Origin of the sequence: Entomomonas moraniae (genome assembly GCF_003991975.1) — a bacterium.
GTDB lineage: Bacteria > Pseudomonadota > Gammaproteobacteria > Pseudomonadales > Pseudomonadaceae > Entomomonas > Entomomonas moraniae.
This window is the reverse complement of record NZ_CP029822.1, coordinates 1,672,880-1,689,666: the sequence shown is the minus strand read 5'-3', so window position 1 is coordinate 1,689,666 and position 16,787 is coordinate 1,672,880. Positions and strand designations below refer to the sequence as shown.

Annotated in this window: 16 protein-coding genes; 13 read left to right on the top strand and 3 right to left on the bottom strand. The window is 37.9% G+C overall.

The window, feature by feature from the left end; translation table 11 throughout:
• Positions 1-112: 112 nt before the first annotated feature.
• Complete coding sequence (locus DM558_RS08075; protein ID WP_127163339.1) at positions 113-607, top strand: hypothetical protein; 495 nt, start codon at positions 113-115, stop codon at positions 605-607.
• Positions 604-1,110 (top strand): hypothetical protein, encoded by a 507-nt coding sequence (locus tag DM558_RS08070; protein WP_127163338.1) that lies wholly within the window; start codon positions 604-606, stop codon positions 1,108-1,110. The genes DM558_RS08075 and DM558_RS08070 overlap by 4 nt, the downstream gene beginning before the upstream one ends.
• Positions 1,111-1,112: 2 nt before the next feature.
• Here the strand turns inward: DM558_RS08070 and dinG are convergent, their stop codons facing one another.
• Positions 1,113-3,245, bottom strand: a complete 2,133-nt coding sequence (gene dinG, locus DM558_RS08065) for an ATP-dependent DNA helicase DinG (RefSeq protein WP_127163336.1) — start codon at positions 3,243-3,245, stop codon at positions 1,113-1,115.
• A gap of 66 nt (positions 3,246-3,311) precedes the next feature.
• Here dinG and grxB point away from each other — a divergent pair, with 66 nt between their 5' ends.
• Genes grxB through DM558_RS08010 form a run of 11 tightly spaced genes read left to right on the top strand, consistent with a single transcriptional unit; the run spans position 3,312 to position 13,022 of the window.
• On the top strand, positions 3,312-3,956 hold the full coding sequence (grxB, locus tag DM558_RS08060; RefSeq protein ID WP_127163334.1) for a glutaredoxin 2: 645 nt from the start codon (positions 3,312-3,314) through the stop codon (positions 3,954-3,956).
• Between the two features lie 19 nt (positions 3,957-3,975).
• Positions 3,976-5,394 carry a mannose-1-phosphate guanylyltransferase/mannose-6-phosphate isomerase gene (locus tag DM558_RS08055; protein ID WP_127163332.1) on the top strand — a complete coding sequence of 473 codons (1,419 nt, stop codon included), beginning with the start codon at positions 3,976-3,978 and terminating at the stop codon, positions 5,392-5,394.
• The gene (locus DM558_RS08050) at positions 5,384-6,124 is read left to right on the top strand and encodes a glycosyltransferase family 2 protein (RefSeq protein WP_127163330.1); all 741 of its coding nucleotides are present in this window, start codon (positions 5,384-5,386) and stop codon (positions 6,122-6,124) included. Before DM558_RS08055 ends, DM558_RS08050 begins: the two co-directional genes overlap by 11 nt.
• Positions 6,125-6,137: 13 nt before the next feature.
• Positions 6,138-7,082, top strand: a complete 945-nt coding sequence (locus tag DM558_RS08045; RefSeq protein WP_164731424.1) for a glycosyltransferase family 2 protein — start codon at positions 6,138-6,140, stop codon at positions 7,080-7,082.
• On the top strand, positions 7,072-8,148 hold the full coding sequence (gene rfbB / locus DM558_RS08040; protein ID WP_127163326.1) for a dTDP-glucose 4,6-dehydratase: 1,077 nt from the start codon (positions 7,072-7,074) through the stop codon (positions 8,146-8,148). Before DM558_RS08045 ends, rfbB begins: the two co-directional genes overlap by 11 nt.
• Positions 8,099-9,025 carry a dTDP-4-dehydrorhamnose reductase gene (gene rfbD, locus DM558_RS08035; protein WP_228411714.1) on the top strand — a complete coding sequence of 309 codons (927 nt, stop codon included), beginning with the start codon at positions 8,099-8,101 and terminating at the stop codon, positions 9,023-9,025. The genes rfbB and rfbD overlap by 50 nt, the downstream gene beginning before the upstream one ends.
• On the top strand, positions 9,022-9,591 hold the full coding sequence (rfbC, locus tag DM558_RS08030; RefSeq protein ID WP_127163324.1) for a dTDP-4-dehydrorhamnose 3,5-epimerase: 570 nt from the start codon (positions 9,022-9,024) through the stop codon (positions 9,589-9,591). The genes rfbD and rfbC overlap by 4 nt, the downstream gene beginning before the upstream one ends.
• Before the next feature lie 4 nt (positions 9,592-9,595).
• Complete coding sequence (locus DM558_RS08025) at positions 9,596-10,723, top strand: glycosyltransferase family 4 protein (RefSeq protein ID WP_127163322.1); 1,128 nt, start codon at positions 9,596-9,598, stop codon at positions 10,721-10,723.
• Positions 10,720-11,685 carry an NAD-dependent epimerase/dehydratase family protein gene (locus DM558_RS08020; protein ID WP_127163320.1) on the top strand — a complete coding sequence of 322 codons (966 nt, stop codon included), beginning with the start codon at positions 10,720-10,722 and terminating at the stop codon, positions 11,683-11,685. Before DM558_RS08025 ends, DM558_RS08020 begins: the two co-directional genes overlap by 4 nt.
• Entirely contained in the window at positions 11,673-12,692 is a 1,020-nt protein-coding gene (locus tag DM558_RS08015; protein ID WP_127163318.1) for an MraY family glycosyltransferase, read from the top strand. The genes DM558_RS08020 and DM558_RS08015 overlap by 13 nt, the downstream gene beginning before the upstream one ends.
• A 9-nt stretch (positions 12,693-12,701) precedes the next feature.
• Positions 12,702-13,022 carry an MGMT family protein gene (locus DM558_RS08010; RefSeq protein ID WP_228411713.1) on the top strand — a complete coding sequence of 107 codons (321 nt, stop codon included), beginning with the start codon at positions 12,702-12,704 and terminating at the stop codon, positions 13,020-13,022.
• Between the two features lie 270 nt (positions 13,023-13,292).
• Here the strand turns inward: DM558_RS08010 and DM558_RS08005 are convergent, their stop codons facing one another.
• Together DM558_RS08005 and dapC are read right to left on the bottom strand one after the other, a co-directional pair.
• Positions 13,293-15,485, bottom strand: coding sequence for a carboxy terminal-processing peptidase (locus DM558_RS08005; protein ID WP_127163314.1), 2,193 nt, complete (start codon positions 15,483-15,485; stop codon positions 13,293-13,295).
• 94 nt (positions 15,486-15,579) lie between these two features.
• Positions 15,580-16,779 (bottom strand): succinyldiaminopimelate transaminase, encoded by a 1,200-nt coding sequence (gene dapC / locus DM558_RS08000; RefSeq protein WP_127163312.1) that lies wholly within the window; start codon positions 16,777-16,779, stop codon positions 15,580-15,582.
• Between the last annotated feature and the right edge of the window lie 8 nt (positions 16,780-16,787).

Below are 16,787 nucleotides of genomic sequence, written 5' to 3'. Positions count from 1 at the left end.
ATGGTGAAAATAGAAAGAGAATCAGAGTATTCTATCCGTATATAATGTTATATTGCTTGTAATAGACAACCTTTAAATAGTATTCCTTTATAAAGAAAATAGATTAATAATCATGATTAAACTAATAAAACGAATAATAATTATCTTTTTGCTACTCTGTATTATTGTCGTATCTGGCTACTTATCATTAAGAGGATTTTATAATGCGAGATATTATCAGCACTATATAGAGTCTCCTGTGTTTGCTTGGAATCAGATGCGTACAGTTGAGTTAGCAGGTATTCCTAGTGACGCATTCAATGAGGTTAATTTAAATGCTAAAGTAATGGTTTGGTCTTATAATCAAGAGCGTATCGATTGGCTGATTCGATTATTTCGATTTAACGAGTTAGCGTCTAAAGAAAAAGAAAATCATGCGTTATTGTGTGATTTACAGGCATACCGTAAAAAACACCCAATGATAGGTAATTATTATGACTCTCTTTTCCCAGAAGCTGAAAAACCAAGATTATATAAACAACAACGAGAAGATCAAGAGAATTATATAAAAACGCTAACACAAGACTGGCAGAAGATATTAGCGCTTCCTTGTGGAGTTAAATCATGAAATATAAATTTATAAAATACACTGCTGTATTCTTTTTGTTGATTGGTATTTCTGCTTATATTATAGACCAAACAATTGATGAAGGGCTTTTATACCAATCACAACAAAATTATCAATTAGAGGCGGCAACGTTATCTTATAACCCTGCCGTTGAACAACAGCAGAATATGGCCTCTAAGCAAAAGTTGGCTTTATTAAATAATGTTCAAATGTATGATTTTTTAGCGCGTAGTCATCAAGTAAAAGACCCTAGTACGTTTGCAAATACATTGGTATCATTCAATAATAAAACAAGAGTTATACCTATAGAGAAAGAGCAAATTAAGTTTTTAACTAAGCAAAATGCAGCCTGTCGTTTATTAGAAAATAAGTCACGTAAGCCCATGCCTGAAGCGAGTGAAGTGTACCAAGCATATCAACATCAATTTGGTGATTCTTTAAAATTATCCCTTAGTAAAGAGCAGTTAAATAACCTTTGGCAATCTGTGCATTGTCAGCTATAGCGTTAAAAGAACTCACGGCGAAATGGTGGTAGAGCATTTAGCAAGGCTTTACCATAGCTTTTATTTTGAATAATACGGCGATCTAGCAGGGTGATTGTGCCTTTATCTTGTTCTGTACGAATTAAGCGACCACAGGCTTGTACTAAGCGTAACGATGCATCAGGGACAGTGATTTCCATAAAGGGATTACCGCCACGCTTTTCAATCCATTCGGCTAATGAGGCCTCAATAGGGTCGTCAGGAACAGCAAACGGAATTTTGGCAATAATAACATGTTCGCAATATTCCCCAGGTAAGTCAACACCTTCAGCCAAGCTAGCCAGACCAAATAAAATACTGGTTGAACCTTTATCAATACGTGCTTTATGTTGTTTTAATAACTCTTGTTTAGAATAGCTGCTTTGCATCAAGATGCTTTTTTGTTGGTCTTTAGAAAGCCCTGAAAATACATCTTGCATTTGCTTTTTAGAAGAAAAAAGTACCAGTGATCCCTTATTATCTTTGGTGAGCTCAGGAATCAGTTTAATGATATCATCCGTATGTTCTTTGGCATCTCGTGGGTCAGCCAAGGCTTTGGGAACACGCAATAGGCCGACTTCCTCATATTGAAATGGGCTGGGGACAACACACGTTACCGTAGAGTCGGGTAGTCCTGCCTGCATTTTAATGCGGTCGAATTTTCCTAATGCCGTCAAGGTAGCAGAGGTAAGCAATGCTCCATGAGCTGTATTCCAGAGGCAACGCCTCAGTGTATCAGCTGCTAAAATGGGGCTAGCATTGACTTCAATATCAAGGTAATTACCTGAGGTGAATAAGGTTAACCAACGAGCATGGGGGGCAACGCCTTCTTTATCTATTAGGCTAAAAGTTGCCCATAGCTCCCAGTTACCTTCGGCTCTTGCTAATAAGGCAGCGAAGGCAGGATACCAATCTTCTGCTACATACGAGGGAATGCTTAGGCTTGCTTTTCCATCAATAGCTTGTTTTAACTGCTCAGCTAAACGCGTTAAGTAATCAACGAGTAGGGTAAAGCCCTTTTTTAGTTCGGTGGCTTGGTTTGTGATTTCGTCAGGAACAACACCATGCGCGAAGCGATAACGAGCAGGTTCCTGTTGGTCATTGGGGGGTTCTGGAATCGTAAATAACTGAGTTAAAGTGGTTAACATGAAGTGCAGTTGTTCTTTTAATGAGGGAATGAGCTCTGGCACTTTCTCGAGAATTTTTCCAAAATCACCCGCTGGCGCGTACTGTTTTAAAAGTTTTGTTAGGGTTTTAGCAGTTTGATCTAGCCAATCGCTGGTTGATTGTAAACGAGTAAAATGAGCAAAGTGATTAATCGCTTTGTCGGCAAGATGATGGCCTTCATCAAAGATATAAATACTCTCTTGTGGCGCGGGAAGTATCATGCCACCGCCTAGGGCCAAATCAGAGAGAACCATGTCATGATTAGTGACGATTACATCAGCCTCGTCTAGTTGTTGGCGTGCTTTAAAAAAAGGGCACTGCTGAAAATTGGTACATAACCGATTCGAGCATTGGCTGTGGTCGGTGGTGATTGTTTGCCAGACTTCGTCAGTGATCGGGTCTTTCCAGTCGTCACGATCCCCATTCCAACGACCACCGGCTAGCTTATCTAGCATGGATTTATAAAAATCAGTATCTATTTTTTCCGCGGGCTGAGATGTATCCTCAAATAAAAACTCCGTCCCATATTGGTCTTCTTGGAGTAGGCGGTCTAGTTTTGTGAGGCAAAGATAACGTCCACGCCCTTTGGCAAGTGCGTAACTAAATTTTAATTCTGTATTTTTTGCGATGTCAGGTAAATCTTTGTAAATAATCTGCTCTTGTAGTGCGATTGTTGCGGTAGAGATAATCAGTTTTTTTTCTTCAAATTGTGCACAAGGTATTGATGCAAGCGTATAAGCTACGGTTTTTCCTGTGCCTGTTCCAGCTTCTACTGCTATAATAGCAGGATCATTAACACGCTGATTTTTCTCATCGGTTTTAATCGTACCAAAGACTTTTGCAATTTCTGCTATCATAAGCCTTTGACCATACCGTGGCTTTAACCCTTTTTTGTCTAAAAAGGTGGAGTAAGCTTGTTGTATAGTTGTTTTGAGTTCGTTACTGAGCATGCGAAACCTAGTGAAGAATAAGTTAACTAGTTTACCTTATGCCAAAAAGATAAGTAAGGAGTTATTATGGAAGTTTTATATATTTATGATCATTGCCCTTTTTGCGTGAAGCCACGCATGATTTTTGGGTTTAAGAACCGCCCGTATACCATTACTTATCTATTAAATGATGACGAAGAAACCCCGATAAAGATGATTGGGCAAAAAATGTTGCCTATTTTACAAGAGGGGGAACATTACATGGCTGAAAGTATGGATATTGTTACGCATGTTGACCAACTGGATGGCAAGCCTGTGTTAACGGGGGCTTCAAATCCTGCTGTAATCCCTTGGATAGATAGCATTTACGATAATTTCAACCGGCTTGTTATTCCTCGTTATGCAAATAATTCAACATTGCCTGAGTTTGTAACCCCTGAGGCTAGAGCTTATTTTACACGGAAGAAAGAGGCACTCTTAGGGGATTTTGCAACACTTTTTGAACAAACAGAGGTGCGTGTTGCTGAAATGAATAAAAAGCTCTTAGAGCTAGAGCGATTGATTAAATCTGCTTCAGCTTGTAATGGTGAGTGGTCAGAAGATGACATTCATTTATTTCCTATATTACGTGGTCTTTCTACGGTGGAAGGGGTTGTTTACCCTGAAAAAGTTAATAACTATCGTCAAACTATGTCAGCCTTGACGGGCGTGCCATTATTTACTATCAGCTAAATAGGATAGGGATATTGTTATGTTAAAAATGGAGCAATTTGTTACACCTGTTATTATGTCGGGCGGTTCTGGAACAAGGTTATGGCCCCTGTCTCGACAGGCTAGGCCTAAACAATTTTTAGCATTAACAAGTCGATATTCGTTATTACAAGAAACCATTAAGCGTTTAGCGGGTGTTAAAAAACAAACCTCTATTATTATCTGTAATGAAGAGCATCGTTTTTTAGTTGCAGAACAATTACGAGAAATCGACCAACAAGCGACCATTTTGTTGGAACCTATAGGAAAAAATACGGCACCTGCTGTAGCATTGGCTGCTTTTAAAGTAGCCAAAGAAAACCCAGAGGGAATTTTATTGGTTTTAGCTGCGGATCATGTGATCCAGAATGTCAATGCCTTTGAAAAAGCCATTGGTCGTGCCATTTTATTAGCGAAACAAAATTACTTAGTGACGTTGGGTGTATTACCAACTGCCCCAGAAGCGGGTTATGGCTATATCGAACAAGGTAAGTTATTAGCTGATGATAGTTACCAAGTGAAGCAGTTTATTGAAAAACCTAGTATTGAAAAGGCAAAACACTATCTAAAATCAGGTGGTTATTATTGGAATAGTGGTATGTTTGTATTTTCAGCGCAAGCGTATTTGGCAGAGTTAGAAAAATATCAACCGACTATTTATCAATGTTGCCAAAAAGCCATGCAGTCTACGACGATTGACATTGATTTTACACGTATTGATAAAGAGATTTTTAGTGAATGCCCCTCTGACTCTATTGACTATGCTGTGATGGAAAAAACAGATAGAGCAGCGATGGTTACTTTAGATGCAGGGTGGAGTGATATAGGTTCTTGGTCAGCATTATGGGATACCATAGATAAAGATGGTAATGGCAATAGTACTCAAGGTGATGTATTGCTTGAGCAAACAACGAATAGTTTAGTTTATGCCAGCAAGCGTCTTGTTACAACGTTAGGGATTGATAATATGATTGTGGTTGAAACAAAGGATGCTGTGTTAGTCGCCACAAAAGATAAAATCCAACAAGTTAAATCTATTGTTAATACATTACAGCAGCAAAATAGAGAAGAGATTGTTAATCATACCAAGGTTTATCGTCCTTGGGGATTTTATGACAGTATCGATGTTGGCGAGCGTCATCAAGTTAAACGTATTACTATAAAACCAGGGGCTAAATTATCTTTGCAAAAACATCACCACCGAGCTGAGCATTGGGTAATTGTTAAAGGTACGGCTAAGATTATCAAAGGGAGTGAAACCTATTTGTTAACAGAAGATCAATCAACTTATATTCCGATTGGTGAAATACACTCGTTAGAAAATCCAGGTAAAATTGCATTAGAATTGATTGAAGTGCAATCAGGATCTTATCTTGGAGAGGATGATATTATTCGATTAGAGGATCGGTATGGACGATAATACACTGTTAACTCAACCTAAAATTAGCGTTATTACTGCAACGTTTAATGCGGCAGGTTGCTTACCAGCATTAATCGAAAGCTTACAGAATCAAACAGACAAAGATTTTGAATGGGTTATCGCCGATGGTGGTTCTACGGATGAAACGTTAGCGCTGTTAGAGGGCATTAATGATTTAAATATAAAAATAACCTCTCAGCCAGATTTTGGTATTTATGATGCACTTAATCGGGGGATTAAAGTATCATCTGGTGATTATTATATAACAGCAGGTGCAGATGACCTTTTTTATAATACAGCGATCGCTTCTTTTCGAGAGGCTGTTTTAGATAAGCCTAATGCAGATATTATTTCAGCAAATACTCAGATTGGTGATGTTTTAGTTAAGCCTAAGGGTAAAGTTTGGCTATATGGAATGAAAGCTTGTATCGCAGCACATTCTATAGGTACGCTTATTAGTAAAAAGCTGCATCGGCAAATAGGTTTTTATTCACACTCATATCCTATTGCTGCTGATGAACTTTTTATTTTAACAGCAACCAAACATAAATGTATTTTTCATTATATTGATACTGTAACAGGTTTTCACTCAGTCACTGGTGTGAGCAGTACCAATGTTATAGGCTCATTGCTTGAGTCCTTTCGTGTAAAGTTACAAGTAGGGGAAAATAAATATCTGCAATTGCCTCTATTATTTATAAAGTTATTAAAGAATATTAGAAAATATTAAGGGAGGTTTACAATTGACTTATCGTTTAAGTGTCATTATTCCTCTCTATAATAAAGAAAAATCGATTAATCGAGCTGTTAATTCTGTGCTTAAACAAACTGCTTTTTTTGATGAGTTAATCATTGTCGATGATGGGTCAACAGATGCTAGTTTAGACGTTGTAAAACAATTTGATGATTCACGTATTAAAGTCATTTCACAAAAAAATCAAGGTGTATCTTCCGCTAGAAATACAGCAATAAAGGTTGCTTGTTCAGATTATCTATGTTTTTTAGATGCTGATGATGAGTGGCGCCCTAACTTTTTAGAACAAATAGTGGGACTGATAAAGCTTAATGACAAAGCGGGGATTTATTGTGCTCGTTATGCTGAAGTGGATGAACATGGTAAACAGTTTATAGGTAATTTAGTCAATATAAATCCGAATTTCTATGGCCAATTAGCTGATTTTTTCCTAAGCTATAAAGAGAATCGCTCACTGATTTGTTCATCAAATACCTGTCTTAAAAAAGAATATCTAGAACAGATAGGAGGATTCCCAAAGGAGGCTAAGCTGGGGGAGGATATTTTTGTTTGGTTAAGTATAGCCCTCTCAGCGCCTATTATGTTTAGTGCTAAATTAGCTACTATAGTCTATCGTAATGCAGAAAATAGAAGCCATGCTAGGGTTAAATTAGTATTACCTTACCATATTCAATATTTTCTAAATCCTTCAAAAAGAGCTTTACTAGAAAAAAACTCTACATTAAAGACATTCCTTTTATATAATACCACTATCTTTGGTTTATATGCGGCTCAAGCAGGTAATAGAAGGTTAGCCATTCAAACGGCTAAGTTATTGATGGCACATAAATTGATGTATGGCATTATTGTATTTTTAGGGGCATGTTTGCCTAAGAGTTTTATCCATTTATTAAAGAAACTACGAAATAAAAAGACGCTTTCTTATGAAAACTAATTTAAAAATTTTGGTGACAGGTGGTGCGGGTTTTATTGGTTCAGCACTTGTGCGTTATCTCGTTAATGAAACTAATCATACGGTGATTAATGTTGATAAGTTAACCTATGCAGGTAATTTAGAGTCACTAAAGAGCATTGCGGGGAGTGAGCGTTATCACTTTGAGCATGTAGATATTTGTGATAAAACAGCACTAGAGCAAGTATTTGATGCACATCAGCCTAATGTAGTGATTCATTTAGCGGCTGAGTCTCATGTCGATCGCTCAATTACGGGGCCAGCTGCATTTATTGAAACCAATATTGTCGGTACTTATACGCTACTAGAAGTAGCAAGACATTATTGGAATACGCTCGTAGAGCCAGCTAAGCAAGCTTTTCGCTTTCACCATGTTTCAACTGATGAAGTCTATGGTGATTTAGAGGGAACTACTGATCTTTTTACTGAGACAACGCCTTATTCACCAAGCTCTCCTTATTCAGCAAGCAAAGCGAGCTCAGACCATTTAGTTCGTGCTTGGGGGCGGACTTATGGGTTACCCGTATTAATTACTAATTGTTCTAATAATTATGGTCCTTATCATTTTCCTGAAAAGCTTATTCCTTTAATGGTCCTTAATGCTTTGGAAGGTAAGCCTTTACCGATCTATGGCGAAGGTAATCAAATTCGCGATTGGCTTTACGTAGAAGATCATGCCCGTGCGCTTTACAAAGTTTTAACAGAAGGTAATGTAGGCGAAACGTATAATATTGGTGGCCATAATGAAAAGCGCAATATTGATGTGGTTTATGCACTTTGTGATTTATTAGAAGAGCTTGCACCAACGCATCCTAAAGGTATCAATCAATATGTTGATCTTATTACTTATGTAAAAGATAGACCCGGTCATGATGTGCGTTATGCCATTGATGCCAGTAAAATTGCTCATGACCTTGGTTGGAAACCACAAGAAACCTTTGAAACAGGTTTACGAAAAACTGTTGAGTGGTATTTATCCAATACAGAGTGGGTTGAACATGTTAAAAGCGGTGCTTACCGCCAATGGATTGAAAAGCAATATGGCTAAAAAAATACTGTTACTTGGTAAAAATGGCCAAGTGGGGTGGGAGTTACAACGTGCTCTATCACCTATTGGGCAGTTGCTTGCTTTAGGTCGCCGTGATTTTGGGGGTGACTTGAATGATCTCAAAGCGTTAAAGCAGCGCATATCAGACTATAAGCCTGATGTCATTGTGAATGCTTCTGCTTATACCGCTGTTGATAAAGCAGAAAGTGATGAGAAGCTTGCCTTTTACGTCAATGCTGAGTCGGTTGCTCTATTAGCAACACTTGCTAATCAGCACAATAGTTTATTAGTGCATTACTCAACCGATTATGTTTTTGATGGTAGTGGTTCAGCACCTTGGTCAGAAACAGATAACCCTAATCCATTGAATATTTATGGTAAGAGTAAGTTAGCAGGCGAGCAAGTAGTCCAAGAAATAGCTCACCAGTATTTGATTTTTCGTACTTCATGGGTTTATGGGGTACATGGTAATAATTTTATTAAAACGATGTTGCGCTTAGGGCGTGATCGTGACTCATTGAGTGTGGTTTCTGATCAAGTCGGAGCTCCTACAGGCGCAGAGCTAATTGCTGATATCACTGCGCAGACAGTTAATGTATTTAAAAAAGAGCAAACAGGTATTTATCACCTATCAGCGAGTGGTGAGGCCTCATGGTATGATTTTGCAAAACTGATTTTTGCAGAAGCTAAGCAATATATACCCGAGCAGTTAAAAATAAATCACTTAGCCGCTATTACCACACAACAATATCCAACGCCTGCTTTACGTCCCCTTAATTCAAGACTATCGACACAAAAGCTGGCTACACACTTTGATCTCTATTTGCCTGATTGGCAAGTAGGGGTAAAAAGAGCTATTGCAGAGCTATTATTATGAAATTAATTCAAACGAATATTGCTGATGTTGTTATTATTGAGCCCCAAGTATTTGGTGATGAACGTGGTTGGTTTATGGAGAGTTATCATGAAACCAATTTTCATGATGCCCTAAAGTCTCTAGGGTTACCAACGCCTAATCGTTTTGTTCAAGATAACCATTCCTGTTCTCAAAAAGGTGTACTAAGAGGGTTACATTTTCAACGATCCCCTTATGCACAAGGTAAATTGGTACGCGTGATACAGGGCTCAGCATGGGATGTGGCGGTTGATATTCGTCCGGACTCTAAAACATTGGGACAATGGGTGGCTGTTGAGTTAAGTGCTGAAAATAAAAAAATGTTTTGGATTCCAGAGGGTTTTGCCCATGGGTTTGTGGCGTTAGAAGATAATACGCATTTTCTTTATAAAACGACAAATGTTTATAATAAGGAGTCAGAAGGTGCAATTATTTGGAATGATCCTCGCTTAGCGATCGAGTGGCCTGCTTTAGAGTCTGGTTTTATTGTTTCAGATAAAGATGCGATTGCTCCTAGTTTTCAAGCTTATTTAGAGCAGATAAAATAGTTACATGAACATTGCCATTATTGGAACCACCGCCCATTCTATCTTGGGGTTTCGAGTTGATTTAATTAAAGCACTGGTGGCTAAAGGGCATTGTGTTTATGCATATGCGCAGGATTATCAACCGCAAACGATACAGCAAGTCGAGGCGTTAGGTGCGGTTGCCATTAATTATCCTTTTAACCGAACAGGTTTAAACCCGCTTATTGATCTAATTAATACCTATAGGCTCATTAAATTATTAAAACAGTATAAGATTGAGCAAACCTTCTGCTATTTTACCAAACCCGTTATTTTTGGCACGTTAGCGGCTGTATTTGCAGGCGTTAAACACCGTTATGCTATGCTAGAGGGGCTAGGTTATACTTTTACCCCACAACCTGATGGCACGGCTTTTAAGGCAAAGCTCTTAAAGCGCATACAGGTTTTTTTATACCAATGCACTTTTCCGCGATTGACACGGCTTATTTTGTTAAATGATGATGATAAAAGAGACCTTGTTGATCATTATCGTATCAATGTCGACGTGGCTATCTTAGGTGCAATCGGATTAAATCTTGATGATTATCCTTACACGCCTGCACCTATTCAACCAGTAAGATTTTTATTTATTGGGCGTTTATTAAAAGAGAAGGGTATTTACCAGTATATACAAGCGGCCAAGCAAATTAAACAGAAGTACCCTGAAGTCGAGTTTGTTGTGTTAGGTCCGATTGATCAAGAGAACCCTGGCGGACTGAGTGAGGCTGAATTAAAGCGCCTTATTGGTGATCAAATTATTATTTGGCCGGGTTTTGTTAATAACGTGGCAGAGTGGATTAAAAAAAGCAGTATTTTTGTTTTACCTTCTTATTACCGAGAAGGTTTCCCCCGTAGTACTCAAGAGGCGATGGCTATAGGGCGTGCTATTATCACAACCAATGCTCCAGGTTGTAGAGAAACAGTTAAAGAAGGTATAAACGGTTTTTTAGTCTCACCGTATTCAGCCTCAGAAGTTGTGGATAAAATGGAGTATTTTATTACGCATCCCCATGAAATTATTAACATGGGTAACCATAGTTATCAGATGGCACAACAGCAATTTGATGCGAAACGTATTAACGATCGCTTAATGGCGTTATTGGATCTTAAATGAAAGTTTTAATCACAGGTGCAACGGGTTTTGTAGGGAGTGCATTCTTAAAAAAAATCCTTGAAGACTATCAGTTTACTCCCATTATAACTGTCCGTGAGTTTAACCAAACGTATAAAACGCTACAACAGTTTATAGTAAAAGACTTAACGACTACGATAGACTGGAGTGAAGTACTGATTGGTGTTGATTGTATTGTGCATATTGCGGGCAGAGCCCATGTTCTGAAAGAAACCGCCCAAGATCCGTTACAAGCTTTTCGTGCAGTGAATGTTGATGCCACGTTAAAGCTTGCTAAACAAGCCTTAGCGGCGGGAGTAAAGCGTTTTGTTTTTATTAGCTCCATTGGTGTAAATGGTATCCACAATACAGAGCCTTTTACAGAAGATGATATGCCTAATCCACAAACGGACTATGCACGCTCTAAATTAGAAGCAGAAGAGGCTTTATGGCAGCTTACTAAAGACACTGATATGGAGCTGGTTATTATTCGCCCCCCTTTGGTGTACGGTGAACAGGTAAAAGCTAATTTTCTTTCTTTGTTGAAGTGGGTTTATCGAGGGATCCCTTTACCATTAGGTTGGGTAAACAATAAGCGATCCTTTGTGAGTGTTGATAATCTGGTTGATTTACTGATGATTGTTTTAACACACCCTAATGCAGCTAATCAATTATTTTTAGTGGCGGATAGTGAGACACTATCAACAACACAACTATTGAAGTTAACTGCAAAAAAAATGCACAAATCTATTTTCTTGTTGCCTGTCCCTGTCATTTTATTAAAGATAGCAGCAACCATACTTGGTAAAAAAAATACGGCTATTCAATTGTGTGACTCTTTAGAGGTAAGTATTGATAAAGCCAATATTTTATTAGGCTGGCGTCCATCTATCTCTATAGAAGAAGGTCTGCATAAAACCGTCACAGCCTTTTTACAAGCGCAAGGCCAATCATGCAAGGATTAGTATTTCTCTATTTCGTTACCGCAACGATTGGAACAGGGCTACTCACATACCTTATCCGTCATTATGCGTTGGCTAAAAATTTATTGGATATTCCTAATCAACGCAGTTCTCATACTGTTCCTACCCCCAGAGGTGGAGGGGTAGCCTTCGTTGTTGTTTTTTTATTACTATTACCTTTTTTGTTTATGGCAGGCTTTATCTCTCTAGCCTTTTTAATTGCTTTTTTAGGTGCAGGAATCGCCGTCGGGATTGTTGGATTTTTAGATGATAAATGGTGTGTTGCTACTAAGTGGAGGCTATTAGTACATTTTTTTGCGGCGTTATGGATACTTTATTGGATGCATGGTTTTCCTCCATTAAATATAATGGGAATCAGTATTCCTGCTGTATTAACTACCATGTTAGCCTTTTTTTACTTGGTCTGGCTATTGAATCTCTATAATTTTATGGACGGTATTAACGGCATTGCTAGCGTTGAAGCAATCACGGTTTGTTTTAGTGGTGCTATTTTTTATAGTATCTCGGGTTATGCGTTTGCAAGTTGTATACTTCTCATCTTAATGGCAACAGTCATCGGTTTTGTCTTTTGGAATTTCCCTGTGGCGAGAATTTTTATGGGAGATGCAGGAAGTGGTTTTTTAGGCATTATGATTGGCGGATTATCCATTCAAGCGGCGTGGGCCTCTACACCATTATTTTTTGCTTGGCTGATTGTTTTGGGTGTGTTTATTGTCGATGCAACATGGACACTGATTAACCGTTTACTGCAAAAGCAAAAAGTCTATGAAGCACATCGTAGTCATGCTTATCAACATGCGGTGGACTATTTTGGTAAACATACAACGGTAACGCTAGCAGTATTATGCATCAATATTTTTTGGTTATTACCTATTGCATTATTGGTTGTATTGCATTATTTAAGTGGATTATTAGGATTAATGATTGCCTATATTCCCTTGTGTCTTTTAGCCTATTTCTTTAAAGCAGGTTCAGTTCAATATAACTAGGACATCATTTTGTTTGAAGATAATTTTAAACAACGCGTATTACAGGTGCTCAATAGTGTTCCTTATGGAAAAGTAACAACTTATGGAAATATAGCAAAACTAGCAGGTTCACCTCGTGCTGCACGACAAGTGGGGGCTATCTTAAAAGGATTACCTAATGATACGCTACTTCCTTGGCATCGAGTTGTTAATCGTGAGGGGAAAATAGTCTTGATGGGAGATGCTTATAAAATACAATGTCAGCATCTTATTGAGGAGGGTGTAGTGTTCAATCAAATGAGTGGATATATTGATTTGAAACTGTTTGGTTGGATGATGGATGGTGTTTAAGTTTTATGTCCGTTAATCCATCTTATCTAAAACTTTTAGTTCCTATTATCTATGTAGGTCTATTTATTTTTATTTTATGTAATATAGTTATTGCGATTATAGAAAAAAGAGCCATAAAAATAGCAGTGAATCTTGTTATTTTGCTTTTTCTGATAGGGATGCTCATCTATGTGATGAGATTTAGTGCTGATTTACTTAAGTGTTGTTAGTTTAATTTAGTGTTTATAATAAAATGAGTAGCAAGAAAAACTTGCTACTCATTGTGTTGGCTTACTTCTTTGTAGTATCTATATAATCAAGAAGGATATTAGCTGTTTCAACCAAGTAACCATCTTTTTCTGGTTGTGGCACTTGGTCTTTTTCTAGCTGCTCATTTATCTCTTTTTCAAGATCATCTAATTTAGCCAGTGGTTTATCACCCTTTGCAGCACGTCGAGTATTCTCTAAGGCTAAGAAGTCTTTCTCTGATTGTGCTTTCTGTTGCTGACGTTTCTCAAGATTTAATGAGAGCGTTTTTTCCTCACTTAATTTCTTAACAAGCGCGGCACGCTCTTTGTAATAAACAAAGTCAGGGCTGTTAGAGACTCGTGTATCATGTGCTTGTTGTAGTTTAGGTAATACTGATACAAATGGGTTGGTTTTTGGCTTAATTGCCGCAGGGATCGTATCCCAAGGCATGGCCTGTGGTAAAATATTTTCACCTATTTGGTCAGTATCAATAATAGCAGGGTAGTCTATATCTGGAACAACCCCTTTATTTTGTGTACTTTGGCCTGACACCCTATAAAACTTGGCAACGGTTAGTTTAAACTCGCCATGTTTAAGGGGAAGGACTGATTGTACTGTTCCTTTTCCAAAAGTTTGCCCACCTACAATAAGTGCGCGATTATAATCTTGCATAGCTCCCGCAAAAATTTCAGAGGCAGATGCTGAAAGCCTGTTTACAAGAATAATCAAGGGACCTGTATAGATTGGTTTTTGTACGGTGTTAGCTTCTTTGTTGGCAGCAGAAACATCGTCTAAAACAGCGATTTGACCATTACTGTCTCTTACTTGTACGGCGGGCCCCATGGGTAGGAAAAGGCCAATCAAATCAGTGGCTTCTTGTAAAGAGCCTCCACCATTATTGCGTAGATCAATAATAATACCATCGACTTTATCTTTCTGTAACTCAGCAATGAGTTTTTTGATATCGCGAACACTGCTACGATAATCTTTCTTATTATTCTTTATCCCTTTAAAATCAAGATAGAATGTAGGAAGGTCAATAATACCCACTTTATGTGACTTACCTTGGTGATCTAAGGTTAAAACAGATTTTTTAGCCGCTTGATCTTCAAGTTTAATGGCATCACGCACTAATGTTACTTTCTTTGTCGTTAAGTCACCAGGCGCATTGGAAGCAGGGATTATTTCTAACTCAACTTTAGAACCTTTAGGACCACGGATCTTTTTAACAACTTCATCTAGACGTAAGCCGATGACATCAACCATTTCGCCATTGTCTTGACTCACTGAGACGATTCGGTCAGCAGGTGCTATTTGTTTTGATTTGGCAGCAGGCCCAGCAGGTACTAAACGAACAATTTTGACATAATCGTTATCACTTTGTAGAACAGCACCAATGCCTTCTAGGGATAAACTCATGTTAATATCAAAGTTTTCTGCTGTCTCAGGCGACATATATTCTGTATGCGGGTCATAAGAACTTGCAAACGCATTAATATAAGTTTGGAATACATCTTCACTGGATATTTGTTTTAAGCGTTTTAGCTGGTTGTTATAACGCTTAGACAATTGTGATTTGATTTCTTCATCTGTTTTATTGGCTAGTTTAAGTCTTAACACATCATCAATAAATTGTTTATTCCATAAGTCTTTTTGCTCAGCAGCACTTTGTGGCCAAGGCGCTTTTTCTCGGTCGATTAAAATAGTTTCATCACTATTGATGTCAACTTTATCGATGCCATTATTAACTTTTGCGATTAAAAAATTAGTGCGTTCTTGCATACGATCTAAATAGCGTTGATAAATCGTATAGCCTTGTTTTAATTGACCATATCGAAGCAAGCGGAAAAACTCTGTACGTAATGGTGCAAACTCATCGATATCGGATTGTAAAAAGAAGCTACGTTGGGGATCAAGGCTTTTAAAATAACTATCAAATACGATTTCAGATTGTTTGGCATCAATCGGTAACTTCAAGTAATGATGGCGACGTAGTATTTCAAAAATATTAAGACTTGTAATAATTTGATCTTCATCTGGGGCTAACGTCTTCGAATTAACTTCGTTAGTTACTTTTTTATCAGTAATACTTTCTGTATTCTTTGGGGTAACTGTTGAAGGGAGTGTGTCAGCAAATGTATTTGCAGTGCTTAGTCCTAATGATAGTAATAATGCGCTGGTGAAGCCAAAAGCACAAACGGATGATAACGTTTTTTTAGTGAAGATGTTTTTCATGGGGTTTAATATTGTTCCATTTAATCAATAATATTTTATGGGTATAAAATACGACAATAGTGCGGTAAATATACCATTCTTTAAAACATTATTCTTAATAATATTCTGTAAGAAATTCTTTTATACGATTAGCCGCTTCTATACATTCTTTAACGGGGGCAACCAATGCCATTCTAACCCTGTTTTCTCCTGGGTTTAAACCATCAATCTCTCTTGATAGGTAAGAACCTGGTACAACAAGAACATTCTGCTTTATTAGTAATTGTTTAGTAAACTCAGTATCTGCAATCGGTGTTTTAGGCCATAAATAGAAGCCACCATCAGGTTTCTTAATATCCATTACTGGAGATAAAATACTTAATACAGCATCATACTTTTCACGATACAGCACTCGATTTGCAACGACATGCTGCTCATCATGCCAAGCGGCTATACTAGCATACTGTGTTTGTTCTGGCATAGCACAACCGTGGTAAGTACGGTATAGTAAAAATTTCTTTAATATTTTGGCATCACCTGCCACAAAGCCAGAGCGTAGTCCTGGTAAATTAGAGCGTTTTGATAAACTATGAAAGACTACACACTTATCAAAATCATGGCGACCCATTTCAGCACAAGCCGTTAATAGACCTGCAGGAGGGTTTGATTCATCAAAATACAGTTCACTGTAGCATTCATCACTTGCAATGGCGAAGTTATAGGTATCAGCCAGCTTGATCAGTTTTTTTAATGTCTCTATTGGGGTAATAGACCCTGTTGGGTTGCTAGGCGAGCATAAGAATAAAATTTGGCATTTTTGCCAAATATCAGCAGGAACCTTATCAAAGTCTGGGATAAAGTTATTTTCTTGTGTGCAGGCTAAGTAGTAAGGTTTTGCGCCTGAGAGTAATGCTGCCCCTTCATAAATTTGATAAAAAGGATTAGGGCTGATGACAAGAGCTTCTTTGCTATTATCAACAACTGCTTGTGTAAAAGAAAATAAAGCTTCGCGCGTACCATTAACCGGTAATATGTGGTTTTCAGGCGTTACCCAGCCTTGAGGGACTGAAAAGCGTTTTTCAACCCAACTCGCCATCGCTTGACGTAACTCGAGTGAACCAATCGTTGTAGGATAAACAGACAGTTTATCGATATGGTCAATCAGCGCTTGCTTAACAATGCTAGGCGCCTCATGTTTTGGCTCACCTATAGATAAGGATATTGCTGTTTTGGTAGCAGGAGGCTTCACGTCACTCAATAAAGCTTTGAGTTTTTCAAAGGGGTAGGGCTGTAATTTTTCTAATAATGGGTTCATAGTTAAGT